The organism is Paenibacillus artemisiicola, assembly GCF_017652985.1.
Classification (GTDB): domain Bacteria; phylum Bacillota; class Bacilli; order Paenibacillales; family Paenibacillaceae; genus Paenibacillus_Z; species Paenibacillus_Z artemisiicola.
In genome coordinates, this window is record NZ_JAGGDJ010000036.1 from 26188 (window position 1) to 51171 (window position 24984).

Sequence of the window (24984 nt, forward strand, 5' to 3'; positions counted from 1 at the left end):
GCCTATCGTCCGTCGTACGCCCCGACGATCAAGGAAGCGTTTTGCCCGCCGAAGCCGAAGGAATTGGACATCGCGCGCCGTACGGCCGCCTGCCGCGCCACGTTCGGCACATAGTCCAAATCGCATTCCGGATCGGGGGTCTCGTAGTTCAGCGTCGGCGGCAGCACGCCTTCGCGGATCGCCTGGATGCAGGCGATCAGCTCCGTCACGCCGCCGGCGCCCATCAGATGCCCGGTCGCGCCCTTGATCGAGCTGACGGGCACGCCGCCGGCGCGCTCGCCGAACACGGTCTTGAGCGCCTTCGTCTCGATGCGGTCGCCGAGCGGCGTGGACGTGCCGTGCGCGCTGACGTAATCGATGTCCGCCGGCGTCAGCCCGGCGCGTTCGAGCGCGAGCCGCATGCAGTCGATCTCGCCGCGGCCGTTCGGCTCGGACGACGTGACGTGATACGCGTCCGTCGTGTTCGCGTAGCCGAGCAGCTCGGCGAAGACGGCCGCGCCCCGGCGTTCCGCGGATGCCAGCGTCTCCAGCACGACCGCGCCGCCGCCCTCGCCCATGACGAAGCCGTCGCGGTTCAGGTCGAACGGCCGGCTCGCCCGCGCCGGATCCGCGTTGCGCGTCGACAGCGCGCGGCTGGCCGCGAGGCCCGCGTCCATAAGGGCGCACAGGATCGATTCCGCGCCCACGGCCACCACGGCATCGGCCTGTCCCGACTGCAGCAGCATGGCGCCGAGGCCGATCGCGTCCGCGCCCGAGGAGCAGGCCGTATTCAGCGTGTAGCCCGGCCCGCGAAAATCATGCGTAATCCCGATATGCGCGGCCGCGATGTTGCCGAGCATCTTGGTCACGAGATGCGGGCTCACCCGGTAGCTGCCGCTTTGCGTGGCCGCCTCCTGCGCCTGCGTCGCCGTGAAGATGCCCGCGAGCGCGGTGCCGAGCACCACGGCGACCCGTTCCGGCCGCGCACGGATGCGGCTCTGCGCCAGCGCCTCCTCGGCCGCGATCAACGCGAACTGCATGAAAATATCGGTCTGCTGCGCCAGCTTGCGCGGCATGTAGTCGGCCGGGTCGAACGGCTTCACCTCGGCCGCGATCCGGACCGGAAGCCGCTCCGCGTCGAAGCGCTCGATGGCGCCGATGCCGCTGCGGCCTTCCTTCAAGCCGTTCCAATACGCGCCGACGCCGATGCCGAGCGGCGTGACGGCCCCCATGCCCGTCACGGCAATGCGTGCTTGATTGCCTGTCATTCTACTTCACTGTCCCTTCTCCGCCCGGGCGTCCGCTTCGCCCAAGGCCGGCCAGTTGGCCGTCAGTCGATCCCACAGCCGCGGATGCCGCCGCTTCAGGTTGAACGGGGCGCCGTCGTCGCCGACGTACGCGTGCGCCGTGGCGCCTTCGGCGGCCAGCGTGCCGTCCCGCTTGAAGACGCGGTAGCCGAACGCGAGCCGGGAACGCGTCAGCTCCGTCAAGGACGCGTGCACCGCGATCCGCTCCTCGGGCTTCAGCATTTTTTTGTAGGCGCAGTCCGCCTTCAGGCAGACGAGCGAGATGCCCGCGCGATGAAATACGTCCATATAGGGAAACCCATGCTCCGCCATCAGCTGCATGCGCGCATTCGTGAACCAGTCGAACGTCTTGGCGTAATAGGAGATTCCGGCTGCGTCGCAGTCCCCCCAAGTCACCGTCATGTCGTACACGTAATCGGGACGGAATTCAGTCATGCCATGCCCTCCGATCTAAGATGTAATCTTTACCAGCTTGCCCGTCCGATCGGCCGTTCAAGCGCCCGCGCGCCGGCCGAATCGTCCGGAAGGACGACAAAAAAGCGCACAAAGCGCTTTTTGCCCGTCCTATTTACCTAATTCGCAGGCGGATCGCGGAATCCTGCCAACGTCCTAAATTTTTTATAGTGGCTTACTTTTTATGCATCTTAAACTCCAGGAACAGCTCGTTGTAGTGCGACAGCATCTTCTTCCCTAGATTCCGGTAAACCTCCAGCTTGGAGGTCAGCTCCGGATCCGGGTAAAACCGCTTGTCCCCCGAGATGTCCTCCGGCAAATACCCCATGGCGCCTTTGTTCGGCGTGGCGTAGCCGACGTACTCGGCGTTCTGCGCGGCATGCTTCGGATCGAGCATGAAGTCGATGAACGCGTGCGCGCCTTCGACGTTCTTGGCCGTCTTCGGGATGACCATGTTGTCGAACCACAAGTTGGAGCCTTCCTCCGGCACGACGTAATCGAGCTTGTCGTTGGCGTCCATGATTTCCGAAGCGTCCCCGGACCAAACGACCCCGACCGCCGCTTCCTCGTTCGCGAGCAGCATCTTGATCTCGTCGCCGACGATCGCCTTCACGTTCGGCGTCAGCTCGCCGAGCTTCGCCTTCGCCTGCTGGAGATGGTCCTCGTTCGTGTCGTTCAGCGAGTAATGCAGGCTGTTCAGCCCGAAGCCGATCACCTCGCGCGCGCCGTCGACGAGCAGAATCTGGTTGCGCAGGCTCTTGTCCCACAGGTCGTTCCAGCTCTTGAACGTCCGCCCGCCGAGCATCTCCGAATTATAGACGATGCCGACCGTGCCCCAGAAGTACGGGATGGAATATTCGTTGTTCGGATCGAACGGCAGGTTCATGAACCGCGGGTCGATGTATTTGAGGTTGGGCAGCTTCGACTTGTCGATCGGCAGCAGCAGATGCTCCTGCTTCATCTTATCGATCGCGTATTCGGAAGGGACGCTGACGTCGAAGGTCGTGCCGCCCTGCTCGATCTTGGTCATCATCGCCTCGTTGGAATCGAACGTCTGGTAGATGACCTTGAGCCCGGATTCCTTCTCGAATTCGGCGATCAGGTCGGGATCGATGTAATCGCCCCAGTTGTAGATTGTCAGCGTGTTCGCGCCGGAGAAGCCTTGGGACGAATTGAGCGCCGAAGCGCCGTACAGGAGCGCGAAACCGAGCGCGACCACGAGGATCAGCATGCGCAGCAGCTGGTTCATTTGTTTGGCAGCCCCCATTCCGCGTTCCGGCCGCGCCGGCCGGCCGCCCCCGCTTGCCCGCGGCGGCTGATGAAGTAATAGCCGACGACGAGCGCCAGCGTGAACAGGAAGATGAGCGTCGACAGCGCATTGATGGACAGCGAGACGCCTTGTCTAGCTCTTGAATAGATCTCGACCGACAGCGTCGTGAAGCCATTGCCCGTGACGAAGAACGTCACCGCGAAATCGTCGAGCGAGTAGGTCAGCGCCATGAAGAAGCCGGCGAAGATGCCCGACTTGATGACCGGCAGCACGACCTTCGTCAGCACGTCCCATTCCGTCGCGCCGAGGTCGCGCGCGGCGTCGAGCAGCGTCGGGCTCATTTCCTTCAGCCGCGGCAGCACCATGATGACGACGATCGGCACGCTGAACGCGATGTGCGAGATGAGCACGGACGCGAAGCCGAGCTTGATGCCGAGCATCGTGAAGAAGATCAGGAACGACGCGCCGATGATGACGTCCGGGCTGACGATCAGCACGTTGTTCAGCGACAACAGCGCGTTCTGCCGCCGCACCCGGCGCGTCCGGTGAATCGCGATGGCGCCGATGACGCCGAGAATCGTCGAGATCGCCGACGAGAACAGCGCGATGACGACCGTGTTCAGCACGATAATGAGCAGCCGCGTATCCGCGAACACTTCCCGGTACCAGTGCCAGGTGAAGCCTTCGAAGCCGTGCATCGTCTCCCCGCTGTTGAAGGAGTAGTAGCCCAAGTAGAGAATCGGCGCGTAGAGGATAAGGAACACGAGCCACAGATACAGGTTGGACGGTTTGAATCTCGGGTTGAAGGAATTCCGCATGGCCCGTTACCTCCTCGTCCGGACGCGGTTGCCGGTCAACAGCATGATGACGGCCATCGCGATGATGAGAAAGACCGCGATCGTCGCCCCCATGCCCCAGTCCTGCGTCACGAGAAAATGCTGCTCGATCGCCGTGCCGAGCGTGATGACCCGGCTGCCCGCGATGAGCCGCGTGATCATGAAGAGCGACAGCGCCGGGATGAACACCGCCTGGCAGCCGGACTTCACGCCGCTCAGCGTGAGCGGGAACACGACGCGCCGGAACGTCGTCCACGTCGAAGCGCCGAGGTCGCGCGACGCGTCGAGCAGCGACGGGTTCAGCTCCTCCAGCGCGTTGAACACGGGCAGAATCATGAACGGGATGAATATATAGACCGACACGAACACGAAGCTGAAATCCGTGAACAAGATTTGCTGCCGCCCGATGCCGAGCGTCTCCAAAATCGCGTTCGCCGCGCCGTACGTGCCGAACAGGCCGATGAACGCGTACGTTTTGAGCAGCAGGTTGATCCAGCTCGGCAGAATCAGCAGCAGCAGCCACAGCTGCTTGTGCTTCGTTCTGGTGAGCAGGTACGCCGCCGGATAGCCGACGAGCAGCGAGAACGCCGTGATGAGGAAGGCGTACCAGAACGAGCTGAGCGTCATCCGCATGTAGACGGGCGTGAAGAAATGGGCGTAGTTCGAGAACGTGAAGGCGCCCTCCACGTCGAACAGCGAATCGTAGAGGATCAGCGCGATCGGCGCGAAGACGAACAGCAGCATCCAGAGCAGGTACGGGACAAGATAGACGTTGCGCGCGCGGGACGCCGCGGCGCCCTGCGCCTGCGTTTCCGCCGCCGCCCTCACGAGTACGCCTCCAGCCGCTTGTCGAATTCCTCTTCCGTCTCGTTAAAGCGCATGACGTGGATCGCCTCGGGGTCGAACGTCAGGCCGATCGCCTCGCCGACCTCCGCCTTGCGGGTGGAGTGCACGAGCCAGCGGTTGCCCGCGCCGTCGGCGCATTGGATCTCGTAGTGCACGCCGCGGAACAGCTGCGTCTCGACGCGCACCTCCAGCTTGCCTTCGCCGGGACGCGTGATCTCCAGGTCCTCCGGGCGGATGACGATGTCGACCGGCTCGTTCGGCTGCAGCCCTTGGTCCACGCAGGCGAACGATTTGCCCGCGAACTCGACGAGGAAGTCCTTCGTCATCCGGCCGGCCACGATGTTGGATTCCCCGATGAAGTCGGCCACGAACCGGTTGATCGGCTCGTCGTAGATGTCCGTCGGCGTGCCGCTCTGCTGGATGATGCCGTTGTTCAGGACGAAGATCTCGTCCGACATCGCGAGCGCTTCCTCCTGGTCGTGCGTGACGAAGATGAACGTGATGCCGAGGCGGCGCTGCAGCTCGCGCAGCTCGACCTGCATTTCGGTCCGGAGCTTCAGGTCGAGCGCCGACAGCGGCTCGTCGAGCAGGATGATTTCCGGCCGGTTGACGATGGCCCGGGCGATGGCGACGCGCTGCCGCTGCCCGCCGGACATCTCGTGAATCTCGCGGTTCTCGTAGCCGGCCAGGTTGACGAAGCGCAGCGCTTCCAGCACCTTCTCCTTGATCTCCGCCTGCTTGAGCTTCTTGATGCGCAGGCCGAACGCCACGTTCTCGAACACGTCCAGATGCGGGAACAACGCGTAGTCCTGGAATACCGTATTTACCTGCCGCTTGTTGGCGGGCACGTGGTTGATCACCTTGCCGTGAAAATAAATGTCGCCCCGCGTCGGCTCCGTGAAGCCCGCGATCAGCCGCAGGATCGTCGTCTTGCCGCAGCCCGACGGGCCCAGCAGCGTGTAAAACTTGCCGCGCTCCATGTCGAAGCTGACGTTCTTGAGGACGGCTTCGTCGCCCTCGTACTGCTTCGTGACGCCCCGGAACGAAATGATCGTTCCCGGGTTGTCCGGTCCGTTCATGCTCGCGATCCCTCCTCTACGCTCTCATTTATCCTGTCGAATCAGGCCGTTAACGCTTTCTTGGATAGTATACCCAATCGCCCCCCGGGCATGAAGCGTTTCCTTTGTAAAGGCGGCCGGCCGCGCCTTGCCGGAGGCCGGTCCGCCGGACGGCCGTTCGGCGTCATTCGACGACGAAGCGGTCCTCGCGCAAAATCGTCTCGACCGCTTGGTCCAGCGTCAGCGCCGTCGTATCGAGCGCGTGCGCGCTGCCGGCATGGTCGGCGAGCATGCCGCACCGTTCGCCCATGCGCAGCTCGGGCGGCCGCTCCGCGTCCCTCCGGCGCAGCTCGCCTTCCTCGGCGACCAGCAGCGCGAACTTCAGCGCCGCGAGGCCGGCCGTCTCGCCGAGCGCCGCGCGGAACAGCGCGATATCCTCGCGGAACACGACGTAATTGACGACGACGTCATGGCCGGTTGCCGCGAAATTCCGGGCCAAGGCGCCGATGTTCCGCCACATCAAGCCGACGTGGAACGGACTTTCCCACGGCGCGCGGTTGCCCCCGGCTACCATATGGTACACGTCGTCGCCGTCGATCAGCGCGCTGCGTTCGAGCCGCTCCGCGATCGCTCGCGACGTCGTCGATTTGCCCGCGCCCGGCGGTCCGGACAATAAGTAAATGACCGGCATGCGGTCGTTCATGGCGATTCGCTCCTCTTCTTTAATCGATCCATGATATTCGGCATGGCTCCTGCCGGCGCGAAAGCGCAGAGCCGACCGAGCGATGCAGGGCCGGTGCCTCTTAAGCCCCCGTCAATATCTTCCCGTTCGCGTCCGCCGCGCGCACGACGAAGCTGCCGACGTCCTGCCCGCCCAGCTCCTTCGTCGCGATGGCGTACTTCTCGCCGACCTCCAGCTCGACATAGACCGTGGACGCTTGCTTCACGTCCGCGGCGCCGGCGGGATCGGCCAGCGTATCGTTGCTGACGATGACGGTCTTGACCGCCGGATCGAAGGATTCCGCCGCGAAGACGACGGCGATCTTGCCTTCCTCCTCGCCCGCGCCGGCCGAGAACCAGGCGTACCTGACCGACTCGCGTCCCTGCAGCGCGGCCATCTCGACCGATGTGCCGGGCTCGTAGAGCAGCCCCCACTTGCGGTGCACGATCTGCGCCTTGCTTTGGCTGCCGTTCGTCAGAATGGCGATCTTGTCGCTGCCGAGCGCGCGTTCGTAAGCGACGCTCTGGCCGGGGTAGGACGCGGAATGCGCGAAGGCGCTCCGCGCGCTGAAGTAGCTCCCGGACTGGTCGTACGCAAAATAAAGCACCGCGACCGCGATCAACGCGACCGCGAGGATCGTGTTACGTCTTCTCATTCGGCGATCATCCTCTCGTAGCGCAGCTGCACGAATTCCTCGCCCCGGGTGACGACGCGGCGCGCCCCGTCGGCCCGGAAGCCCTGCCGTTCGTAGAAGCGCCTCGCGCCTTCGTTGCGTTCGAGCACCCACAGTCCGGCCAGCGCGCAGCCCTTCTCCCGAAGCCGCTCGAGGCCCCAGGCCATCAGCCGCTGCCCGAGCCCGCGCCCCCAATATTCCCGCAGCAGATAGAGGGCGGTCACTTCCCCGTCCGCCTGCCGCGCATCCGGGGGAAAGCGCAGGCTGATATAGCCGACGGCCCGGTGCCCGATCAGCAGCATGCCGGTATGCTCGGGCTCCCGGAGCCGCTCGCGGCACTCGGACTGCCGGCTTTCCGCGGTCACGCGGTTCAGAAAATCGTTCGGCAGCAGCTTCCGGTAAGCGTCGTGGTAGCTTCTCGCCTGCAGCTCGCCGAGCTTGTCCCAATCCTCCGGCACCGCCCACCGGATCAAAGCGGCTTTCAACACGTTGTACGCAGCTCCTTCGGCTCAGATTGTTCGTATGCGCATGTGAAAGTATTATACCAACGGACCGTCCATTTGAGAATGCGCCAATTGCTTTCGCCGACATAACGAAAACAAATTCATAAATCCCCTTTCGTAACGCAAACCAATATGCTACGATGATTTCAAAATGACAGCAAGGAGTGGGGATGTGACCGCCAAACCGCCGCAAGATTTCGCGCTTCCCGCCGTCGACCTGGACGAAACCGACCGCAAAATCCTGACGTCGCTGCACGAGAACGCGCGCATCTCCTACACGGAGCTCGGCAAGCTCGTCGGCCTGTCCCGCGTCGCGGTGCAGACGCGAATCGCCGCGCTCATGGACGAAGGCGTCATCGAACGGTTCACGGCCGTCATCAACCCGGCCCGGATCGGCATCGACATCTCGGCCTTCTTCAACGTCGAGGTCGAGCCGCAATTTCTGGAGGACGTCTCCGTCAAGCTCGCGGAAGAGCCTGAAGTGACCAGCCTCTATCATATGAGCGGGCCGAGCAAGCTGCACATGCACGGAATCTTCGCATCGATCCGGGAGATGGAACGGTTTCTCGTCGAGAAGGTGTACGCCATGCCGGGCATCGTCAGCGTCGACAGCCAGCTGCTGTTGAAGCGCTACAAGAGCCGCATGGGCATGAAGCTATAAGGCGGACGGGATGCCGCAAGCCGGAAGAAGCCGCAAGCCGTAACTAGCGAAGATAGACGAAGGATACGAGAGGACGGAGAACCCATGTGGACTGAATTATGGAAGCTGTTTATTTCGTTCGGACGCGCGACGATGCTCGGCTACGGAGGCGGGCCTTCGATCATTCCGCTGTACGAGAACGAGGTCGTGAGCCGAATGTCGTGGATGACGACGGAGGACTTCGGGCACGCGCTCGCGTTCGGCAATTCGCTGCCCGGACCGATCGCGACCAAGCTGGCCGCGTATATCGGCTTCAAGGTCGCCGGCTGGGCCGGCGCCTGCGTCGCGCTGGCCGCCGTCGTCCTGCCGACCGCGCTGCTCATGATCGTGCTCGTCGGCGTCATGTCCAAGCTGCAGAACAATCCTTACATTAAAGGCATGATCCGCGGCATTCAGCCCGTCATCTTCGTCATGATGGCGATGCTCGCCTACGACTTCGCCAAGTACGCGATGAAGACGTCGCCCGGCTTCATCACGTTCATCCCGTTCCTGCTCGCGGCGGCTTTTTTCGTCTCCGTGTATTACCTGAACCTGAGCGCGGTCTGGGGCATCGTCGGGTCGCTCGTCATCGGCGCGCTGTTCCTGCGGGGGTAGCCTCCGAGCAGGGGCAGCCTTCGATCGGGACGCCGCGCCCGGCGGAACAGGATCCGGCGGACGGCATTTCGCCCGTCCGCCAGGTCCCTTTTGTTGTCCTCCCGTTCCGCCTCCGCGATTTTCCCTTCCCGCCGATCCGCTCTTCCTTCCTTTCCTTCCCGCTCCTCGCCGCCCCATACACCGGACGCCCGGCGAGCGCATAATTTAAGGTAGCCCTGTTGAACTCGGGTACCGTTCCGTCCGCCTCGCCGGCGGAGCCGTTCCCGCGTCATCGCCGCACACGCTCGCTTACTGGCCGGGAAGGAGGCTTGCCGAATGAAGAAACGGAATGCAAACGCGGCCGCAAGCGCCGCCGACATCAACCAGATCGCCGAGTCGGAGAAGCTCTCCGACAAGCTCGCCGTCATCGGCGGCGCCTTCGCGACTCTCGGCGACTTCCTCGGAACTCTCGCGGCCATTATCGCGATCGAGGAAACCGCCGCGGACGACCGGCAGGCCGAGCAGGAGAAGAACGAGCAGCAGGCGAAGATGGCCGACATGCAGCGGCAAATCGACGCCCTTCAGCAGAAGCTCGAACGCCTGAGCAAGCCCTGACGTTCTCGGCAAGCCATGACGCCCTCGGCAAGTCATGACGTTCTCGGCAAACCATGACGCCCTCGGCAAGTCATGACGTTCTCGGCAAACCATGACGCCCTCGGCAAGCCGCTCCCCGGCGGCCGCGCCGCCCATCGCCGCGTCCCGGGCGGCTGTCTCGCTCAGCTTCGCTTTCAAGCGCGAGGATTCGCCGGATCGGCGATCCCGGCGCTTTTTTCGGGCGACGCTTGAAGACAAGCCCCTGCTCCCCTGATCTCGGAAGGCGATCTCGCTTCGCCCGATCGCGGCTCGCCTCGCTGCCGGTCCACCCAATCTGTCCAATCCAGGCGCTTGTACCAGAACGCCCTCTCTCGCAGCCTCATAATCTATTAAGAGGCAGAATACGAGGCGAAGGAGCCGTGATGGCATGCAAGCGAGAAACGCAAGCAACGTGAACGTCATTGATGTCTCGCATCATCAAGGCATCGTGGACTGGGACAAGGTACGGGCTGCCGGCGTGGCCGGGGCCTTCATAAAAGCAACGGAGGGCACGGGCTTCAAGGATCCGGCGATGGCGACCAACGCGGCTAACGCGGCAGCCGCGGGGCTGAAGATCGGGTTCTATCATTACGCGCATCCGGAGACGAACGACGCCGAGGCGGAGGCGCAATTCTTCGTCGCGCGGATCTCGGACTACAAGGCCGACTTCCCGCACGTCCTCGACGTCGAGGGGGACGCGTCCAAGGTGCCGTCCGCGCGGCTGACGAATTGGTGCGCCGCGTGGCTGCAGGAGGTCGAACGGCTGACGGGACACGATACGATGATCTATACCGGCGCGAGCTTCGCCAAGTCATACCTGGGCAAGAAGCTCGGCGCGTGGCCGCTCTGGATCGCCCATTACGGCGTGAATAAACCGATGGATAATCCGACGTGGGACGAATGGGCGGTCTTCCAGTACACGTCGACGGGCACCGTCAACGGCATCGCCGGCAGCGTCGACCTGGACGTCATGGAAGAAGCGTTCTACCAGAAGTATTCCGGGGCCAACGCGGTGAAACCGTACGGCGACGAGGACACGATCAAGGTGGTCGTCAACGACAAGCTGGCCGCCTACGGCCGCAACCGGAACGGCACGGTGTACGCGCCGCTGCGGCAGATCGGCGAATCGCTCGGCGCCGTCGTGACGTGGGACGCGGCGACCCGGATGCCGTACGTCAACGGCGTGCCGGTCGCCCAGTTCACGCTGATCGACGGGTCGGCCTACGTCAGCGTCCGCGCCGTGGGCAGCTTCCTCGGCGGCACGGTATCGTGGGACGGCAAGAACCAGAAGGTGTACATCTATTATTAATGGCGGCGGCAGGGCGGCAAGCCCGCAAGCCGCGCGCGAAAAAACGGGACGGAGCCGCGCCGAAGCGCTGCCCGTCCCGTTCTCGTTCCGTTGGCGCCGCGATGGGATTCGCGCCCGCCGCGTCCCGGCTCGCCAGACTCCCTAGCCCCTTCGCCCGCCGCCGCGCCGGCCGCCGTCAAGCCCCTCCAGCGCGGCATCGACCTGGGCAAGAATCAAGTCGGCGTATTCCGCCTTGTGAAGCTCGACGAGTCCCGGCTTCACGACGCCGACGAGCTCGCGGATCGTCTCCAGCGCGGTCCGAACCTCGCCGTGCGCGCCGGAGCGCGAGGCGGGCGCGGCCGTACCGCCGCCGTGGACAAGCCCCAGGCCGAGACCGAAGTCGGCCCCGCCCCGCTCCAGCCGTTCGCGGAGCGCGCGCAGCTGGCCGGCGCCGGCGTCGAAGCCGGGCTGCCGGCAGATGCAGACGAGCTGCCCGATGCCGGAAGCCTCTTCCCACCGCTGGTACACGTCGAACAGCGCCGCCGGCTGCTCCGTCGTCCGCAGGTTCAGCTCCACGCGCATGCCCGAATGCGCCGGCGTCACGAACCGGTCCGCCTTGGCCAGCGACCCGCTGTCCACCAGTTCCCGCCAATCCTCGGCCGGCGGGAACGCGGCGGCCGCTTCCATGGAGGCGTTCCGAATCCGGTAATCCGCGCCGATCTCGAAGTGCGGCACCGGCAGTTCCGCGTGCTTCATCGTCCGCTCAGCTCCCTGCTTGTCCGTCTTGCGCCTCGCTCCGTATCGGCGGCCAGCCATTCGCTCAGCTCCAGCAAGCCGGGCGTCGGCACGACGCGCTCCGCCGCCCGGCGATGCGCGAGGTACGGCTCCGTCAGCCGCCCGCCGAGCAGAATCGCCGGCTCGCGGGGCAGCCGGCCGAAGGCGTCGACGTAGTCGCGCAGCCGCGGCAGATGATAGACGATGGAGACCGACAGCCCGATCGCGTCCGGCTTCCAGGACAGCGCGCTCGCGAGCGCGTACTCGAGCGGCAGATCGGCGCCGTAGAACCGCGCCTCCCAGCCCTGCTCCCGGAACAGCGCGGCGACCATCTTCAAGCCGAGCGCGTGCGTCTCCCCTTCCACGCACAGCAGCATCGCCCGCCGGCCGTTCGCCGGCGCCTTGCCGAGCAGCGCCTCATACCGCGAAATCAAGAGATCGCACAATCCCGAAGCCACATGCTCGTCGGCGACCGTAATCACGTTATGCTCCCACAGCGAACCGATGTAGCGCATGGCCGGCGTCAGCACCCGATCGAAAATGAACAGGCTGTTTGCCCCCGCGCCGACGAACGCTTCGATTTTCGCCCAGCATGCCTCCGCCTGCCCGCCGATGAGCAGCTCCGCGAAGTGCTCCGGTTCCATTTGCATGCCGTTCACCCTCTTTTTTGGTTTTTGAATACCGGTATAGATGACTAGGAAAATGACGAGGATCGTTGCCTGGCATAACCGTCATGAACCGACAGTGTGGATAATTGTAAACCACATTCCCCGTTCAGCCTAGGGGCATGATTTGTCTGCTGCTGTCGAATTTGACGAGACTCCCGAACTGCTTATATGATGGTAATAATTCTCTTAAAATCGAACAAGCCGCACGCCGTCTGCAAGAGTCCGAAGCCGCACAGGTCATAATTTCTCCGCAAGCCCCTACGACGATAGGAGGGTAAGGATGACGATGCAAGGACGATACGATCGGCTGATCGACCGGGTCGTGGAGCGGATCTACGCCCGGGAGCCCGAGCTGCTCGCCAAGTACGGCGAGCGCGGCCGGGTCAAGTGCCGCGAAGACAACCACCATCACATGCGCCATCTCGAAACCGCGTTTCGCATGCAGGATTCGCGCATCTTTACGGATTACGCCGTATGGCTGAACGGCATATTGCTTGCCCATGGCCTGGAAACCCGTCATTTAATAGAAGCCTTCCGCCTGATCGAGGAATCGCTGCCCTTGGCGGAAGCCGTCACGGAGCCGGAGATAGACGGCTTTCGCCGCGACCTGCAAGCCGCCGTCGAACGGCTCGGGCGCGAATCGCGCTCCGCTGCCGCCGCAGGCTGTCCGGAGGTGGAAGTAACGACATGAGCGAAGACGCGAAGCACGTGCGCGATTCCGCCGTTTCCGGCGAGCCGTCCGCAACGGCGGCGCCGGACGAGCCGGTTCCCCCGGAAACCCCCTTGACGCCGAATACGCCGGATACGCCGGCCTATATCGTGGGCATCGGCGCGTCGGCCGGCGGTTTGGAAGCGCTTGAACTGTTTTTCGACCATATGCCCCCGGATACCGGAATGGCGTTCATCGTCGTTCAGCATCTGTCGCCGGACTATAAAAGCCTGATGGCCCATATCTTGAGCAAAAACACGCGCATGCTGCTGGTCGAGGTCGAGCACGACATGCAGGTCGAGCCGAACCGCGTCTACCTGATCCCGCCGCGCAAGAACATGACGATCTTCGGCGGCCGCCTGCAGCTGACCGATTCCGTGCCAAGAACGGGACTGCGCCTGCCCATCGATATGTTCTTCCGTTCGCTCGCTGCCGACTACGGCCCGCGGGCCATTGCCGTTGTGCTTTCCGGCGCGGGCAGCGACGGCTCCCGCGGCATCCAGGCGATCAAGGAATCCGGCGGCTTCGTCATCGCCCAGGACGGCGAATCGGCGAAGTTCGACGGCATGCCGAGCAGCGCCTGGCAGACCGGCCTCGTCGATTGCGTGCTGGCGCCCCGTCAAATGGCGGAGAAGCTCCTCCAGCTCACGCAAGCATCCCAAGAAGAAGAGAGGGCGGCTCCGACGACGACGATTACGACCGACCAAATACATACAGCTCATTTTCGACCAAATCAAACAAGCGTCCGGCATCGATTTTACGTATTACAAGCGCAACAGCGTCCTGCGGCGGATCGAACGGCGGATGGCGCTCAGCAATTTGCCGACCATCGCCGATTATTTAGCCTTCCTGAGCCGACAGCCCGACGAGCTGTACGCGCTGCGCAAGGACCTGCTCATCGGCGTGACCAACTTCTTCCGCGACGCCGAAGCGTTCGGGCTCCTGTACGAGAAGGTGCTGCCGCGGATCTTCGAGAACAAGCGCCGGGAGAAGGAAATCCGCGTCTGGGTGGCCGGCTGCTCCACGGGAGAAGAGGCGTACTCCGTCGCGATTCTGATGCGCAAGTACGCCGACGGCCTGGACGAGCCGTACGCGATCAAGATTTTCGCTACGGACCTCGACAAGGAATCGATCGAATACGCCAGCCAGGGCGTGTACTCCGAGAGCATCAACTCCCACTTGTCCGAGGAGGACGTCGCCCGCTTCTTCATTCAGGACGACGGCATGTTCCAGGTGACCAAGGAAATCCGGAAGATGGTCGTGTTCGCGCCGCACAACATCATCAAGGACCCGCCGTTCAGCAATCTCGATCTCGTCACGTGCCGCAACATGCTCATCTACCTGCAGCCGGAAATGCAGTTCAAGGTGCTGTCGCTGTTCCACTTCGCGCTGACGCCGGAAGGCTTCCTCTTCCTCGGGCCGAGCGAGACGATCGGCAAGTTCACGAACCAATTCGAGCCGATCGACCGGCAGTGGAATATTTTCGCCCATAAGAACGCGAAGGCTCCGAGCGGATCCCGCTCCGCCCGCATGACCGGGAGCATCGCTCCGCCGTCCTATCGGCTCAAGCCGGAGCTGCCCGCGGCGGCCGCTTCCCCGGACGTCCGGGGAAGCGCCAAAACCGACCAGCTGCTGGCCGCGCTGGCCGAGGAGCACGTCCCGCCGAGCCTGGTGATCGACGCCGGCAACGACGTCGTCCATCTGAACGGGGCGATCAACGACTATCTGCTGCTGGCCAAAGGCAAGCCGAGCCTGAACGTCTACAAGATGGTCGACGCCGGCTTGTCCGTCGCCCTCTCCACCGCCCTGCAGAAGGTGCGCAAGGAGAAGCGCGAGGTTGTCTACCGGTCGCTTACGGTGCAGACGAACGCCGGCCAGCGGGTGACCGATCTCAAGATCAGGCCGTTCTCGCTCCTCCATCCCGAGTACGACCGCCATGTCCTCGTCCTGTTCGAGGAACCGGCCCAGCCCGCGCCGCTGCCCGCGCTGACGCTCGCCTCCGCCGACTTGGCCGGCACCGCCAACACGCGCATCTACGAGCTGGAGCAGGAGCTGCGGTTGACGGAGGAGACGCTGCAAGCGACCGTCGAGGAGCTGGAGACGTCCAACGAGGAGCTCCAATCGACGAACGAAGAGCTCGTCGCCGCGAACGAGGAGCTCCAAAGCGCGAACGAGGAGCTGCAGTCCGTCAACGAAGAGCTGGTCACCGTCAACACGGAATTCCAGTTCAAGATCCAGGAGCTCATCGAGCTGAACAACGACATCAACAACTTCCTGGTGAGCACGCGCATCGGCACGATTTTCCTGGACAAGCGGATGTGCATCCGCCGCTTCACGCCGGCCATCACGAAGGAGATCCATCTGATGGACGTCGATTACGGGCGACCGATCGACCACATCTCCCACCACTTCAAGAACAACGCGCTGCTCGACGACGCCCGGAGCGTGCTGCAGACGCTCGTCCCGCTGGAGAAGGAGGTGCAGAGCAAGACCGGCACCTGGTACAGCATGCGGATCATGCCTTACCGGACGGAGGACAATTTCGTCAGCGGCGTCGTGCTCACCTTCGTCGACATCACGGAGCTGAAGACCGCGAACGAGGAACTGCAGAAGCTGTCGTACGCCATCGAGCAAAGCCCGAGCATGACGATGATGACCGATACCGCGGGCGTCGTCGAATACGTCAATCCGCAGTTCACCCAAGTGACCGGCTTCGGCCTCGAAGAGGTGTACGGCCTGAACATGCGGGAGCTGAGCCGGTGGGAGGACATCGATCCTTCCTTCGAGCAGCTGCTCGCGACGGTCGAACGCGGCGAGACCTGGACCGGCGAGCTGAGCGGCCGGACCAAGCAGGGCGGCGATTACTGGGAGTCGGTCAAGATCATCCCGATCAAGGACGACGCCGGACGGCTCATCCACTTCCTTAAGCTGTCCGAGGACATCAGCGAGCGGAAGAACGCCGAGGAGATGCTCCGCAAGACGGAGATGCTCTCGGCCGTCGGCCAGCTGGCGGCCGGCATCGCGCACGAGATCCGCAATCCGCTGACGGCGCTTAAAGGGTTCACCAAGCTGATGGGCGTCGCGAACGACAGCAAGAGCAGCTACGTCGAGATCATGATGGGCGAGCTGAACCGGATCGAGCAAATCGTGAGCGAGCTGCTCGTCCTGGCCAAGCCGCAGGCCGTCGACTTCGCGACGAAAGAGCTCGAGCCGATCGTGCAGGACGTGCTCATGCTGCTGGAATCGCAGGCCAATCTGAACGGCGTCGAGGTCGTGTCGGAGCTGGAGCCGGGCTTGGCCGTCCACTGCGTCGAGAACCAGCTGAAGCAGGTGTTCATCAATCTGCTGAAGAACGCCATCGAGGCGATGCCGAACGGCGGGCGCATCCACGTCCGGTCCGCTTCGGGGCCGGAGGGCCGCATCGGCGTCCGGTTCAGCGACAATGGCCCCGGCATTCCGGAGAGCAAGCTGGCCAAGCTCGGGGAGCCGTTCTATTCCACGAAGGAGAAGGGCACCGGCCTCGGGCTGATGGTCAGCTACAAGATCATCGAAAACCATCAAGGCGGCATTCAGTTCCAGAGCAAGGAAGGCGTCGGCACGACCGTGACGATCGACCTTCCGGCCGAAGCGTAAGCGGCGCTTACGGCAGTCGGGCCGCGCGGCCGGTTAGCCGCACGCAAGCCGCGCGAGCGGCGCGCAGCCGGCGAGCCGCGCCGAACGAGCAAAGCCTCCGCACCGCACCTTTCGAGGCGTTGGTGCGGAGGCTTTGCTGCGCTTCTGCCTTCGGCGCGCCTGCCGCGGCCGCCGCCGATGGCGTCACACCGGCTGCAGCTGCGGCTGCGGATCCGGCTGCGGCTCCACGGCCTCGGCCAGCAGCCGGTCCACGTCCGCGCCGTACGCCTCCCGCTGCCCGGCGGTCCAGCCGAGCCGGTCCGCCATCGCCGCGACGACGGCCGCCTTCCGCGCCCGCACCTCCGCAATGCGGAAGAACAGGCCGCCGCTCCGGCGGACGAGGAAGTCCGCGGGCTTCGCCGCCATCTCTTCGTCCATCGCGTAGCGGAGCTGCACGGCCAAGGCGAGCGGCAGCCCGTGCTTCGCCGCCCACGGCTTCGCCGCCTCCGCGAGCTCGAACAGCCGCGGCGCGTTGGCGCCGTAGCGCCGGGCGAGGAACGCGGCTTCGTCCGCGGAGAAGCCGCGGCGCATCCCTTCGCCCGTCTTCGTGCGGACGTACGCCTCGAAGTTCCTGGAGCCGCCGAGGTCGCCGCCGGAGATCGGAATCGTCTTCGTGCCGCTCGCCGGCAGCTTGCGCTTGCCTTCCGCCACCATCAGCTCCGCGACCTTGTCGACGACCGTCTCCGCCATCTTGCGGTAGCCCGTCAGCTTGCCGCCGGCGATGGAGACGAGCCCGGAAGGCGAGACGAAGATTTCGTCCCGGCGCGAAATCTCCGACGGCGATTTGCCTTCCTGCTGGATGAGCGGCCGCAGGCCCGCCCAGCTCGACTCCACGTCGGCCGTCGTCAGCACGAGATCCGGGAACATGAAATTCGCCGCTTCGAGCAGATACGTCCGGTCCGCCTCCGTCATCGTCGGATGCGCGGTGTCGCCGGTATAGTTGGTATCCGTCGTGCCGAAATACGCCTTGCCCTCGCGCGGAATCGCGAACACCATCCGCCCGTCCGGCGTGTCGAAATACACGGCTTGCCGCAGCGGGAAGCGCGCGCCGTCGAACACGAGATGCACGCCCTTCGTCAGCCGCAGCGTCTTGCCCTGCTTCGAGCCGTCCAGCTCGCGCACCCGGTCGACCCACGGACCGGCGGCGTTCACGATGCGGTCGGCCGCGACCGTATACGTCCCGCCGCCGATCAAGTCGCGCACGACCGCGCCGGTCAGCTTGCCGCCGGCGTCGTACGTCAGCTCCTCGACCTTGGCGTAGTTGACGGCGCGGGCGCCCCGCTCGACCGCCTTCTTCATCACTTCGATCGTAAGGCGCGCGTCGTCGGTCCGGTATTCGACGTAATAGCCGCCTCCCTTCATCCCGTCGCGCTTCAGCAGCGGCTCCTTATCCAGCGTCTGCCGCGCGCTCAGCATGACGCGCCGTTCGCCCCGCTTGACGCCGGCCAGGAAATCATAGACGCGCAGGCCGATGCTCGTCGAGAATTTCCCGAACGTGCCGCCGGCATACAGCGGCAGCAGCATCCACTCCGGCGTCGTCACGTGCGGCCCGTTCTCGTAGACGACGGCCCGCTCCTTGCCGACTTCGGCCACGACGCCGATCTCCAGCTGCTTCAAATACCGCAGGCCGCCGTGGACCAGCTTCGTCGAGCGGCTCGACGTCCCCGCCGCGAAATCCTGCATCTCCACGACCGCCGTTCGCAGCCCGCGCGACGCCGCGTCCAGCGCGATGCCCGCGCCCGTGATGCCGCCGCCGATGACGAGCAGCTCCGGCGGTTTCTCCTGCAGCTCGCGCAAGACGGCCGTGCGGTCCTCCGCCGCGAACCGTCCGTTCTTCGTCGTTCTTGTCATGATGAGTACGCCTGCCTTTCCCCTGCTTCAGTGTACGCCGGAAACCCGCTGCCCGCGCGCGGATGAACTACCCTCAGGCATGATTACCCGAAAGGCCGCCGGCCGCATGCAAAAAACCACGAAAAATCGCCGACCGCGCGCTGTAAAACGCGCCGGCCGCAATCTTCGTGGTTTCTCCGTGTCTCCAACCGTTATTAACTTACCGCAACTATACCACGCCTACTCGCAAAAAGCCATGGCCGCTTTGACCGCGCGCAGCCAGCCGTCGTACAAGGCCGTTCGCCGCGCCTCGTCCATGGACGGCGCGAACGTCCGCTCGACCCGCCGCAGCGCGCGAATCTCGTCGCGGCCGCTCCAATAGCCAACGGCAAGGCCGGCCAGGAACGCCGCGCCGAGCGCCGTCGATTCGTTCGCCGCCGGCCGTTCGATCGGCACGCCGAGCAGATCGCTCTGGAACTGCATGAGCGGATCGTTCGCCACCGCGCCGCCGTCGACGGCAAGCGCGCGGAGGGCGATGCCCGACTCCGCTTCCATGACCTTCAGCACGTCCTTCGTCTGGTAGGCGAGCGATTCCAGCACCGCCCGGACGAGATGCGCCTTCGTCGTGCCGCGCGTCAGGCCGAACATCGCCCCGCGCACGTCGCTGTTCCAGTACGGCGTGCCCAGCCCGACGAACGCGGGCACAACGTAGACGCCCTCCGCCGACGGGGCCGCGAGCTCGGCGGTTTCCGCGGCCGAGGCGATCAGGCCGAGCCCGTCGCGCAGCCACTGGACCGCGGCGCCGGCGACGAAGACGCTGCCCTCGAGCGCGTATTCGACGCGGCCGTCCGCCTGCCAGGCGATCGTCGTCAGCAGCCCGCTGCCGCTCTTGACCGGCCGCTCGCCGGTGTTCATCAGCATGAAGCAGCCGGTGCCGTACGTGTTCTTCACGCTGCCCGTTTCGAAGCAGGCTTGCCCGAACAAGGCCGCCTGCTGATCGCCAGCCGCGCCGGCGATCGGAATCGCGCGCCCGCCGAACAGCGACGGCTCCGTGTGGCCGTACACCTCCGACGAGGAACGCACCTCCGGCAGCATCGCCTTCGGCACCTCGAGCAGCGCCAGCAGCTCGTCGTCCCATGCAAGCTCGTAGATGTTGTACATCAGCGTCCGCGAGGCGTTCGTCGCGTCCGTCACGTGCGCCGCCCCGCCGGTCAGCTTCCAGACGAGCCACGCGTCGACGGTGCCGAACAGCAGCCCGCCCGCCTCCGCCCGCTCGCGCGCGCCGTCCACGTTCGCCAGTATCCAAGCGACCTTCGTGCCGGAGAAGTACGGATCGATCAGCAGCCCCGTCCGCTCCCTGACGGCGTCCCCGTGCCCGTCCGCCGCGAGCCGCGAGCAGATGTCCGCGGACTGGCGGGACTGCCACACGATCGCCGGGTAGATCGGCTCGCCCGTCGCGCGGTCCCAGACGATCGTCGTTTCCCGCTGGTTCGTGATGCCGAGTCCGGCGATCCGCTCCGCCGGCACGCCCGTCTCCGCGAGCACCCGCCGCATGACGCGAAGCGCGGAAGCCCAGATGAATTCGGCGTCCGCCTCGACCCAGCCCGGGTGCGGATAGCGAAGCGGCAGTTCTTCCCTCGCCATGCCCGCGATCGCGCCGGACCGGTCCACGAGCAGCGCGCGCGTGCTCGTCGTGCCTTGGTCGAGCGCCAGTATATAAGCGTCCTCGAATTTGTTGGCTTCGTTGTTCATCCGTTTCTCCCCCTTCAATGCGGCCGCGGCCCCATGCGCCGCCGGCCCGTTACGCCTCCCACAGCTCGCGGCGCGACGTCGTCACCGCGGCGGCGCCGGCCTCCAGCGCCTGCCGGACATGCGCCTCCGTGCGGATCAGCCCGCCCGCGATGACGGGTACCCCGGTGCGCGCCTTGACCTCCGCGATGATTTCCGGCATGATGCCCGGCAAGACCTCCACGAAGTCCGGCTGCGTCTTCTCGACGAGCGCGTAACTGCGCTCCAGCGCGTCGGAATCCAGCAGGAACAGCCGCTGGATGGCGATCAGGCCGTTCTGCTTCGTCCGCTGGATGACGCCGGCCCGCGTCGAGATCAGCCCCGCCGGCCGCACGGACTGGCATAGAAACTCCGCCGCGTATTCGTCGTTGCGCAGACCGTCGATCAGATCGGCGTGCAGCAGCACGTCCTTCCCGTGCGCCCGGGCCAAATCCGCGATCGGCTTCATTTGGCCCACGTGGCCGCCTAGCAGCACGAAGCCCGGGAACGGCGCGGATAGAAGCGCTTCCACTTCCTTCAGCTTGCGCACGGCCGGCAGGACGCGCCCGCCCGGCTGAAACAGCTTCATTCGCTTTAACTCCTTTCGCCGCCGCCGGCCGAAGCCTCTTCAGCCCGCCGCGGCGTCGTTCGTCATGATTCAATATGCCAGATTTCGCTCGCGTTGACAATCGAAGGCGGGCGGCGTTTTTTGCCAGCGCGCTTTCTTTTTGGGGCGTCATGCATAAACCCGCCCGCGAAAGCGGCATATTGAGGGGGAAGTCCAACTCGCCGAACAAGGAGGCCGCCGCATGAACAAACTGCGCGCGCAAGAAATCGCCGAATCGCCGGTCATGGCCGACGTCGTCTGCGACGGGGTCCCGATCTACATCCAGCACGTCGACGAAGAAAACGACACGGCCCGCGTCTACCCGCTGGGCAAGCCCGACGAGGAGCGGACCGTGCCGCTGAGCAGCCTGACCGAACCGTCGCCGTTCCAATCGGACGGCATCCAGATGATGTGCCCGCCGTCGCGGGAGACCTGATCCCCGACACAAAAAAGAGACCCGCGGCAACGGGCTGCGGGTCTGAAGTCTTGCTATATAATAGGGGGTTGAGACTTATTATAGGGACCGAAGATTAAAAGAAGATGAAAATGGCGTTGCAGTTCCGTTACAAATGCGTGTCAATCCGGTGGACGATCGGCCATCGGCGAGGACGCTGCCGTAAGCCGGGGCTTCGGCGTCTATTTTTGCGTCCGCGCCGGAACGCCCGTTCGCCGTTACAAGGCAGGCAGGTAGAGCGACTTCAGATGGTCGAGCAGGTAGTACGCGCTTTCCCCGTTCGCGTCTCCGATTTCGACCATGCCCCCTCCGGCTTGCCGGACCATGCCGACGATTTCGGCAGGCCCGCCGACGTTGAGGAGCGCGAGACGCCCCTCCGCCAGCTTCACCTGCTCCCGGAACGATTCCGCGAGCCGCTGCCGGCGGGCGGCGTCCTTCGCGGATGCGCCGACCGCGGCGCTTGGATACGGATCGTATTCCTTCGGGTACGGGACGAGCCACTTCAGATGCTTCAGCGCGACGATGAGCCCGGGATAGAGCGGCGTATAGATCTGCAGGTAATCCGGCTTGACGGCCGTTACGAACCCTTCGAGCACGGAGCCGCCCACCTGCAATTCGACATAACGTCCTTCCGCCGCCTTCAACATCCGTTCCATGCTCGCAACCTCGCCCCGGTACGCCGGCGCCGGCGCTCCCGATTCACCGCCGCCGAAGCTCTCCCGCACCCGCTGCACGTGCGCGAGCGGCATATAGATGAACCGCTCCCGGTCTTGCACGACGAGCAGGTCGGGTCCCGCCTCGATGACGATGCCCTCGACGCTCCGCTTGCCCGCCATGTCCGCCAGCACCTGCTTTCCGATCCACTTCTCCAATGGTGTCTCCATGCTTATCCACTCCTTTCGCAGTTAGAATAGCCACTTCACCCAATACGCGAGCACGATCAGGGTAAACACGACCGTGACCGGAATCGCGATGATCGTGACTCGCAAATAATGCAGCCAGCTGATTTTCACGCCGCCCTTGTTGACGATGTGCATCCACATGAGCGTCGCGAGCGTGCCGATCGGCAGCAGCAGCGACCCGATGTCGCTTCCGATGACGCTGGCGAGGTACGAGATCTTGAGCGTCAACGGATCCAGGTCCATATGGGTCAAGGTCAGCGTGCCGACCATGAGCGCCGGATGGTTGTTGAACAAGTTGGACAGCAGGCTGAGCATCGCGCCCATCAGGACGCTGGCGTTCAGCAGGCCGCTCGCGACGATCGGCTGCAGCACGCGGATCAGGTAGTCGGTCAGGCCGATATTGTTCAGGCCGTAAATGATGACGTACATGCCGAACGCGAAGACGAGAATGTACCACGGCGTTTTTTTGAGCATATCCATCGGGGTGACCTTCAGGTACAGCCAGCGCCAAGCCAGCAGCACGGCCGACCCGATCACCGCCATGAGCGATACGGGAATGCCGACGTAGGACGCGGCGAACAGGCTGACCCGCACGCAGAACACGAAGATGAGCACGTTGCGCATGAATTTGGCCCGGTTGCCGTTGTCGCTGTACACCTCCTTCAGCGGATGGCTGCCCGGCATGAAGCCGTGCTTGGGCACCTTCGGAATCTGCTTCGGCAGCGACTTGTAGAAGATCGCGTACAGCATGCCCGCGAGCACGCATAGACCGAGCGAAGCCGGCACGAACATCATGGCGGTGTGCATATAGAGGCTCATATGGACGATTTTGAGCGCGATCAGGTTGACGATGTTGCTCACGCCGATCGGGGCGCTCGACGCCGTGGCGATGATGGCGCCGGAGATGAGGTACGGTATTTTCTGATGGGGCTTCAGCCCCATGTTCTTCAGCAGCATCAGCAGAATCGGCGTCGTGATGAGGATGCTTCCGTCGTTGTTGACGAACAGCGTCATGAGGAAGCAGAACAGGTTCGTCAGCCAGAACAGCCGGATGCCGGAGCCGTTCGCCTTCTTCGCCAGCAGGTCCGCCGCCCAATAGAAGAACCCGAAGCTCTCGAGCACGATCGCCATGACGATGGTCGCTATGATCGTGATCGCCGCGCCGCTGATCGTTTCGAGAATGCTTCCGAGGTCGGACAGCGAAACGCTGCCGCTCAGCAGCACGAACGCCGCCCCGATCGAGGCCGGGATCGCCTCGTTCACGTTGGGCCGCCAGAAGATGAACCCAATGGTCAACAAGAAGGCGCATACCGTCGTGAGGACCATTAAATCATGCATGTCTCCACCTCTCTTTCCATGGGGGATGTAGGATCCTGTGCTGTGGCGTTGCCGCTCCTACCGGAAATCGGGAGCCGCGGGAGACGATGCGGTTTTCATAGATTCGTGCCGCCGGGAGGCGATCTACAGCAAGGATGTACTGTATTTATACGTCCGAGACAGATGGCTCGTACTGGTCGATGAACCCGACTCTATGAAAACCATCGTCTATCAAGCGGTGACGTTTGCCCGCGGGTGACGTTTGCTGGCCATGGACGGCGGCCCGGCCCGCGGAGGACGAACCGGAACGCGCGTCCGCCGGGCGCGGCGAGCCGGGCCTAGGCGGATGCCCGCGCGGCGGACCGGGATCGCGCACCCGAAATTGCGCCGGCGGGTCACGCGCCCGCCGTGCCGGGCGTATAGTAAAGCATCCAAACGACGGAAAGGAACATCGAATGCCATGACGTTTTATTTGTCCAGCCCGAACGGCGCGACGCATTACGCCAGCTACGGCCCTTACGGGAGAGACGGCTCGTACGGCTCGTACGGCAGCGTCCAGCCGCCGGCGACGTTCTACTATGTCACGCCCGCCACGCAGTGGGGCGCCCATAACGATCCCGGCATGCGCCAAAAAGCGCAGCCGCTCACCTTCGTCCTCGTTCACGGCTCCTGGGCGGACGCCGGCTTCTGGGACGGCGTCGCCGCCGAGCTCCGCAAGCAGGGCCACACCGTCTACGCTCCCGAATACCCCGGCCATGGAGCCGATTACAAAAACACGACCGCGACCCATGCCATGATGTCGAAGGCCGTGGCCGACTACATCCAGAACCATGACCTGCGCGACGTCGTGCTCGTCGGCCACAGCTTCGGCGGTTCCGTCGTGCAGAAGGCGGCGGAATACGTGCCGGACCGGCTGAAACGGATCGTGTTCATCGACGGCTTCGTCGTGAAGGACGGCAACAGTCTCGCGGACGAACTGCCGCCGCAGACCGCCGCGTTCTTCGGCGAGCTGGCGAAGCAGTCGGGCAACGGCACGGTTATGCTGCCTTTTCCGTTCTTCCGGGACGCCTTCCTCAACCTGGCGCCGCTTGACGTCGCGCAGAAGATCTATGCCGGCGTCAAGCCGGAGCCGGGCGGCCCGTTCACGGAGAAGCTGGATTTGAAGAAGTTCTACGCGCTCCAGACGCCGAAGAGCTACGTCTACTTGTACCAGGACAACGTGCTTCCCCAGGGCGAGAATTACAGCTGGCATCCGCATATGTCGAGCCGGCTCGGTCAGTTCCGGCTTATCGTCGGCGACGCCGACCATATGACGTATTTCAAGACGGAGCCGAAGAAGATCGCCGAGCTGCTGTACATGGCGGGGCGCGATTGACGCGCTGAAGCGGGGCTGGGGCGCGGGGCCATGGTGCACGGCGGACGCGGGGCGCGATTGGCGCGTTGA

At 64.3% G+C, this 24984-nt stretch carries 24 protein-coding genes and 2 pseudogenes; 10 read left to right on the forward strand and 16 right to left on the reverse strand.

The window, feature by feature from the left end:
* Positions 1–2 precede the first annotated feature (2 nt).
* The 9 genes from fabF to I8J29_RS25790 all read right to left on the reverse strand — a co-directional run bounded on the left by fabF (position 3) and on the right by I8J29_RS25790 (position 7631).
* Positions 3–1247, reverse strand: coding sequence for a beta-ketoacyl-ACP synthase II (gene fabF / locus I8J29_RS25750; RefSeq protein ID WP_208850243.1), 1245 nt, complete (start codon positions 1245–1247; stop codon positions 3–5).
* A gap of 6 nt (positions 1248–1253) precedes the next feature.
* The gene (locus I8J29_RS25755; RefSeq protein WP_208850244.1) at positions 1254–1721 is read right to left on the reverse strand and encodes an acyl-CoA thioesterase; all 468 of its coding nucleotides are present in this window, start codon (positions 1719–1721) and stop codon (positions 1254–1256) included.
* A 193-nt stretch (positions 1722–1914) separates the two neighbouring features.
* On the reverse strand, positions 1915–2988 hold the full coding sequence (locus I8J29_RS25760; protein WP_208850245.1) for an ABC transporter substrate-binding protein: 1074 nt from the start codon (positions 2986–2988) through the stop codon (positions 1915–1917).
* Positions 2985–3827, reverse strand: coding sequence for an ABC transporter permease (locus I8J29_RS25765; RefSeq protein WP_208850246.1), 843 nt, complete (start codon positions 3825–3827; stop codon positions 2985–2987). The genes I8J29_RS25760 and I8J29_RS25765 overlap by 4 nt, the downstream gene beginning before the upstream one ends.
* A 6-nt stretch (positions 3828–3833) precedes the next feature.
* The gene (locus I8J29_RS25770; protein ID WP_208850268.1) at positions 3834–4589 is read right to left on the reverse strand and encodes an ABC transporter permease; all 756 of its coding nucleotides are present in this window, start codon (positions 4587–4589) and stop codon (positions 3834–3836) included.
* Positions 4590–4669: 80 nt separating this feature from the next.
* The gene (locus tag I8J29_RS25775) at positions 4670–5770 is read right to left on the reverse strand and encodes an ABC transporter ATP-binding protein (RefSeq protein WP_208850247.1); all 1101 of its coding nucleotides are present in this window, start codon (positions 5768–5770) and stop codon (positions 4670–4672) included.
* A 163-nt stretch (positions 5771–5933) separates the two neighbouring features.
* A complete protein-coding gene (locus tag I8J29_RS25780; RefSeq protein ID WP_208850248.1) occupies positions 5934–6452 on the reverse strand; it encodes an AAA family ATPase in 519 nt (172 codons plus the stop codon).
* A gap of 100 nt (positions 6453–6552) precedes the next feature.
* Positions 6553–7125 carry a hypothetical protein gene (locus tag I8J29_RS25785; RefSeq protein WP_208850249.1) on the reverse strand — a complete coding sequence of 191 codons (573 nt, stop codon included), beginning with the start codon at positions 7123–7125 and terminating at the stop codon, positions 6553–6555.
* The gene (locus tag I8J29_RS25790; protein ID WP_208850250.1) at positions 7122–7631 is read right to left on the reverse strand and encodes a GNAT family N-acetyltransferase; all 510 of its coding nucleotides are present in this window, start codon (positions 7629–7631) and stop codon (positions 7122–7124) included. The genes I8J29_RS25785 and I8J29_RS25790 overlap by 4 nt, the downstream gene beginning before the upstream one ends.
* A gap of 187 nt (positions 7632–7818) precedes the next feature.
* Between I8J29_RS25790 and I8J29_RS25795 the strand changes: the two genes are divergently transcribed.
* From I8J29_RS25795 to I8J29_RS25810, 4 genes are all read left to right on the forward strand, one after another.
* Positions 7819–8307, forward strand: a complete 489-nt coding sequence (locus I8J29_RS25795; RefSeq protein ID WP_256252982.1) for a chromate efflux transcriptional regulator ChrS — start codon at positions 7819–7821, stop codon at positions 8305–8307.
* 84 nt (positions 8308–8391) lie between these two features.
* A complete protein-coding gene (locus tag I8J29_RS25800; protein WP_090644003.1) occupies positions 8392–8940 on the forward strand; it encodes a chromate transporter in 549 nt (182 codons plus the stop codon).
* Between the two features lie 315 nt (positions 8941–9255).
* Complete coding sequence (locus I8J29_RS25805) at positions 9256–9534, forward strand: hypothetical protein (protein ID WP_208850251.1); 279 nt, start codon at positions 9256–9258, stop codon at positions 9532–9534.
* A gap of 406 nt (positions 9535–9940) precedes the next feature.
* A complete protein-coding gene (locus I8J29_RS25810; RefSeq protein ID WP_208850252.1) occupies positions 9941–10861 on the forward strand; it encodes a GH25 family lysozyme in 921 nt (306 codons plus the stop codon).
* Positions 10862–11002: 141 nt separating this feature from the next.
* On the opposite strand, the gene I8J29_RS25815 is transcribed toward I8J29_RS25810, so the two are convergent.
* Positions 11003–11596, reverse strand: a complete 594-nt coding sequence (locus I8J29_RS25815) for a hypothetical protein (RefSeq protein ID WP_208850253.1) — start codon at positions 11594–11596, stop codon at positions 11003–11005.
* Positions 11593–12264: a cobalamin B12-binding domain-containing protein gene (locus I8J29_RS25820; protein ID WP_240546492.1), complete on the reverse strand. Its 672-nt coding sequence runs from the start codon at positions 12262–12264 to the stop codon at positions 11593–11595. The genes I8J29_RS25815 and I8J29_RS25820 overlap by 4 nt, the downstream gene beginning before the upstream one ends.
* A 298-nt stretch (positions 12265–12562) precedes the next feature.
* On the opposite strand from I8J29_RS25820, the gene I8J29_RS25825 reads away from it, so the two are divergent.
* From I8J29_RS25825 to I8J29_RS25830, 4 genes and pseudogenes are all read left to right on the forward strand, one after another.
* Positions 12563–12973: a globin family protein gene (locus I8J29_RS25825; RefSeq protein WP_240546493.1), complete on the forward strand. Its 411-nt coding sequence runs from the start codon at positions 12563–12565 to the stop codon at positions 12971–12973.
* Between the two features lie 185 nt (positions 12974–13158).
* Positions 13159–13569 (forward strand): annotated as a pseudogene (locus tag I8J29_RS33980) (chemotaxis protein CheB); the annotation flags it as partial.
* A pseudogene (locus I8J29_RS33985) lies at positions 13451–13792 on the forward strand (hypothetical protein); the annotation flags it as partial. The pseudogenes I8J29_RS33980 and I8J29_RS33985, both read left to right, overlap by 119 nt.
* A 3-nt stretch (positions 13793–13795) precedes the next feature.
* Positions 13796–16624, forward strand: a complete 2829-nt coding sequence (locus I8J29_RS25830; protein WP_240546500.1) for a CheR family methyltransferase — start codon at positions 13796–13798, stop codon at positions 16622–16624.
* Between the two features lie 183 nt (positions 16625–16807).
* On the opposite strand, the gene I8J29_RS25835 is transcribed toward I8J29_RS25830, so the two are convergent.
* The 3 genes from I8J29_RS25835 to I8J29_RS25845 all read right to left on the reverse strand — a co-directional run bounded on the left by I8J29_RS25835 (position 16808) and on the right by I8J29_RS25845 (position 20849).
* The gene (locus tag I8J29_RS25835; RefSeq protein ID WP_208850254.1) at positions 16808–18514 is read right to left on the reverse strand and encodes a glycerol-3-phosphate dehydrogenase/oxidase; all 1707 of its coding nucleotides are present in this window, start codon (positions 18512–18514) and stop codon (positions 16808–16810) included.
* A 219-nt stretch (positions 18515–18733) separates the two neighbouring features.
* Positions 18734–20245 carry a glycerol kinase GlpK gene (gene glpK, locus I8J29_RS25840; RefSeq protein ID WP_208850255.1) on the reverse strand — a complete coding sequence of 504 codons (1512 nt, stop codon included), beginning with the start codon at positions 20243–20245 and terminating at the stop codon, positions 18734–18736.
* A gap of 49 nt (positions 20246–20294) precedes the next feature.
* Positions 20295–20849, reverse strand: coding sequence for a glycerol-3-phosphate responsive antiterminator (locus I8J29_RS25845; protein ID WP_208850256.1), 555 nt, complete (start codon positions 20847–20849; stop codon positions 20295–20297).
* A 220-nt stretch (positions 20850–21069) separates the two neighbouring features.
* Here I8J29_RS25845 and I8J29_RS25850 point away from each other — a divergent pair, with 220 nt between their 5' ends.
* Positions 21070–21303 (forward strand): H-type small acid-soluble spore protein, encoded by a 234-nt coding sequence (locus tag I8J29_RS25850; protein ID WP_208850257.1) that lies wholly within the window; start codon positions 21070–21072, stop codon positions 21301–21303.
* A gap of 236 nt (positions 21304–21539) precedes the next feature.
* Here the strand turns inward: I8J29_RS25850 and I8J29_RS25855 are convergent, their stop codons facing one another.
* Together I8J29_RS25855 and I8J29_RS25860 are read right to left on the reverse strand one after the other, a co-directional pair.
* Positions 21540–22205 (reverse strand): hypothetical protein, encoded by a 666-nt coding sequence (locus tag I8J29_RS25855; protein ID WP_208850258.1) that lies wholly within the window; start codon positions 22203–22205, stop codon positions 21540–21542.
* Positions 22206–22226: 21 nt separating this feature from the next.
* Positions 22227–23561, reverse strand: coding sequence for an arsenic transporter (locus I8J29_RS25860; RefSeq protein ID WP_208850259.1), 1335 nt, complete (start codon positions 23559–23561; stop codon positions 22227–22229).
* Positions 23562–24000: 439 nt separating this feature from the next.
* On the opposite strand from I8J29_RS25860, the gene I8J29_RS25865 reads away from it, so the two are divergent.
* Positions 24001–24915, forward strand: coding sequence for an alpha/beta hydrolase (locus I8J29_RS25865; RefSeq protein WP_240546494.1), 915 nt, complete (start codon positions 24001–24003; stop codon positions 24913–24915).
* Positions 24916–24984 lie beyond the last annotated feature (69 nt).

What these genes read in the sequence shown, in the direction of transcription:
- fabF (WP_208850243.1), bottom strand. Translation starts at nt 1,247, where the DNA reads ATGACAGGCAATCAAGCACGCATTGCCGTGACGGGCATGGGGGCCGTC.
- I8J29_RS25755 (WP_208850244.1), bottom strand. Translation starts at nt 1,721, where the DNA reads ATGACTGAATTCCGTCCCGATTACGTGTACGACATGACGGTGACTTGG.
- I8J29_RS25760 (WP_208850245.1), bottom strand. Translation starts at nt 2,988, where the DNA reads ATGAACCAGCTGCTGCGCATGCTGATCCTCGTGGTCGCGCTCGGTTTC.
- I8J29_RS25765 (WP_208850246.1), bottom strand. Translation starts at nt 3,827, where the DNA reads ATGCGGAATTCCTTCAACCCGAGATTCAAACCGTCCAACCTGTATCTG.
- I8J29_RS25770 (WP_208850268.1), bottom strand. Translation starts at nt 4,589, where the DNA reads ATGCTGCTGTTCGTCTTCGCGCCGATCGCGCTGATCCTCTACGATTCG.
- I8J29_RS25775 (WP_208850247.1), bottom strand. Translation starts at nt 5,770, where the DNA reads ATGAACGGACCGGACAACCCGGGAACGATCATTTCGTTCCGGGGCGTC.
- I8J29_RS25780 (WP_208850248.1), bottom strand. Translation starts at nt 6,452, where the DNA reads ATGAACGACCGCATGCCGGTCATTTACTTATTGTCCGGACCGCCGGGC.
- I8J29_RS25785 (WP_208850249.1), bottom strand. Translation starts at nt 7,125, where the DNA reads ATGAGAAGACGTAACACGATCCTCGCGGTCGCGTTGATCGCGGTCGCG.
- I8J29_RS25800 (WP_090644003.1), top strand. Translation starts at nt 8,392, where the DNA reads ATGTGGACTGAATTATGGAAGCTGTTTATTTCGTTCGGACGCGCGACG.
- I8J29_RS25805 (WP_208850251.1), top strand. Translation starts at nt 9,256, where the DNA reads ATGAAGAAACGGAATGCAAACGCGGCCGCAAGCGCCGCCGACATCAAC.
- I8J29_RS25810 (WP_208850252.1), top strand. Translation starts at nt 9,941, where the DNA reads ATGCAAGCGAGAAACGCAAGCAACGTGAACGTCATTGATGTCTCGCAT.
- I8J29_RS25815 (WP_208850253.1), bottom strand. Translation starts at nt 11,596, where the DNA reads ATGAAGCACGCGGAACTGCCGGTGCCGCACTTCGAGATCGGCGCGGAT.
- I8J29_RS25820 (WP_240546492.1), bottom strand. Translation starts at nt 12,264, where the DNA reads ATGCAAATGGAACCGGAGCACTTCGCGGAGCTGCTCATCGGCGGGCAG.
- I8J29_RS25825 (WP_240546493.1), top strand. Translation starts at nt 12,563, where the DNA reads ATGACGATGCAAGGACGATACGATCGGCTGATCGACCGGGTCGTGGAG.
- I8J29_RS25830 (WP_240546500.1), top strand. Translation starts at nt 13,796, where the DNA reads ATGGCGCTCAGCAATTTGCCGACCATCGCCGATTATTTAGCCTTCCTG.
- I8J29_RS25835 (WP_208850254.1), bottom strand. Translation starts at nt 18,514, where the DNA reads ATGACAAGAACGACGAAGAACGGACGGTTCGCGGCGGAGGACCGCACG.
- glpK (WP_208850255.1), bottom strand. Translation starts at nt 20,245, where the DNA reads ATGAACAACGAAGCCAACAAATTCGAGGACGCTTATATACTGGCGCTC.
- I8J29_RS25845 (WP_208850256.1), bottom strand. Translation starts at nt 20,849, where the DNA reads ATGAAGCTGTTTCAGCCGGGCGGGCGCGTCCTGCCGGCCGTGCGCAAG.
- I8J29_RS25850 (WP_208850257.1), top strand. Translation starts at nt 21,070, where the DNA reads ATGAACAAACTGCGCGCGCAAGAAATCGCCGAATCGCCGGTCATGGCC.
- I8J29_RS25855 (WP_208850258.1), bottom strand. Translation starts at nt 22,205, where the DNA reads ATGGAGACACCATTGGAGAAGTGGATCGGAAAGCAGGTGCTGGCGGAC.
- I8J29_RS25860 (WP_208850259.1), bottom strand. Translation starts at nt 23,561, where the DNA reads ATGCATGATTTAATGGTCCTCACGACGGTATGCGCCTTCTTGTTGACC.
- I8J29_RS25865 (WP_240546494.1), top strand. Translation starts at nt 24,001, where the DNA reads ATGACGTTTTATTTGTCCAGCCCGAACGGCGCGACGCATTACGCCAGC.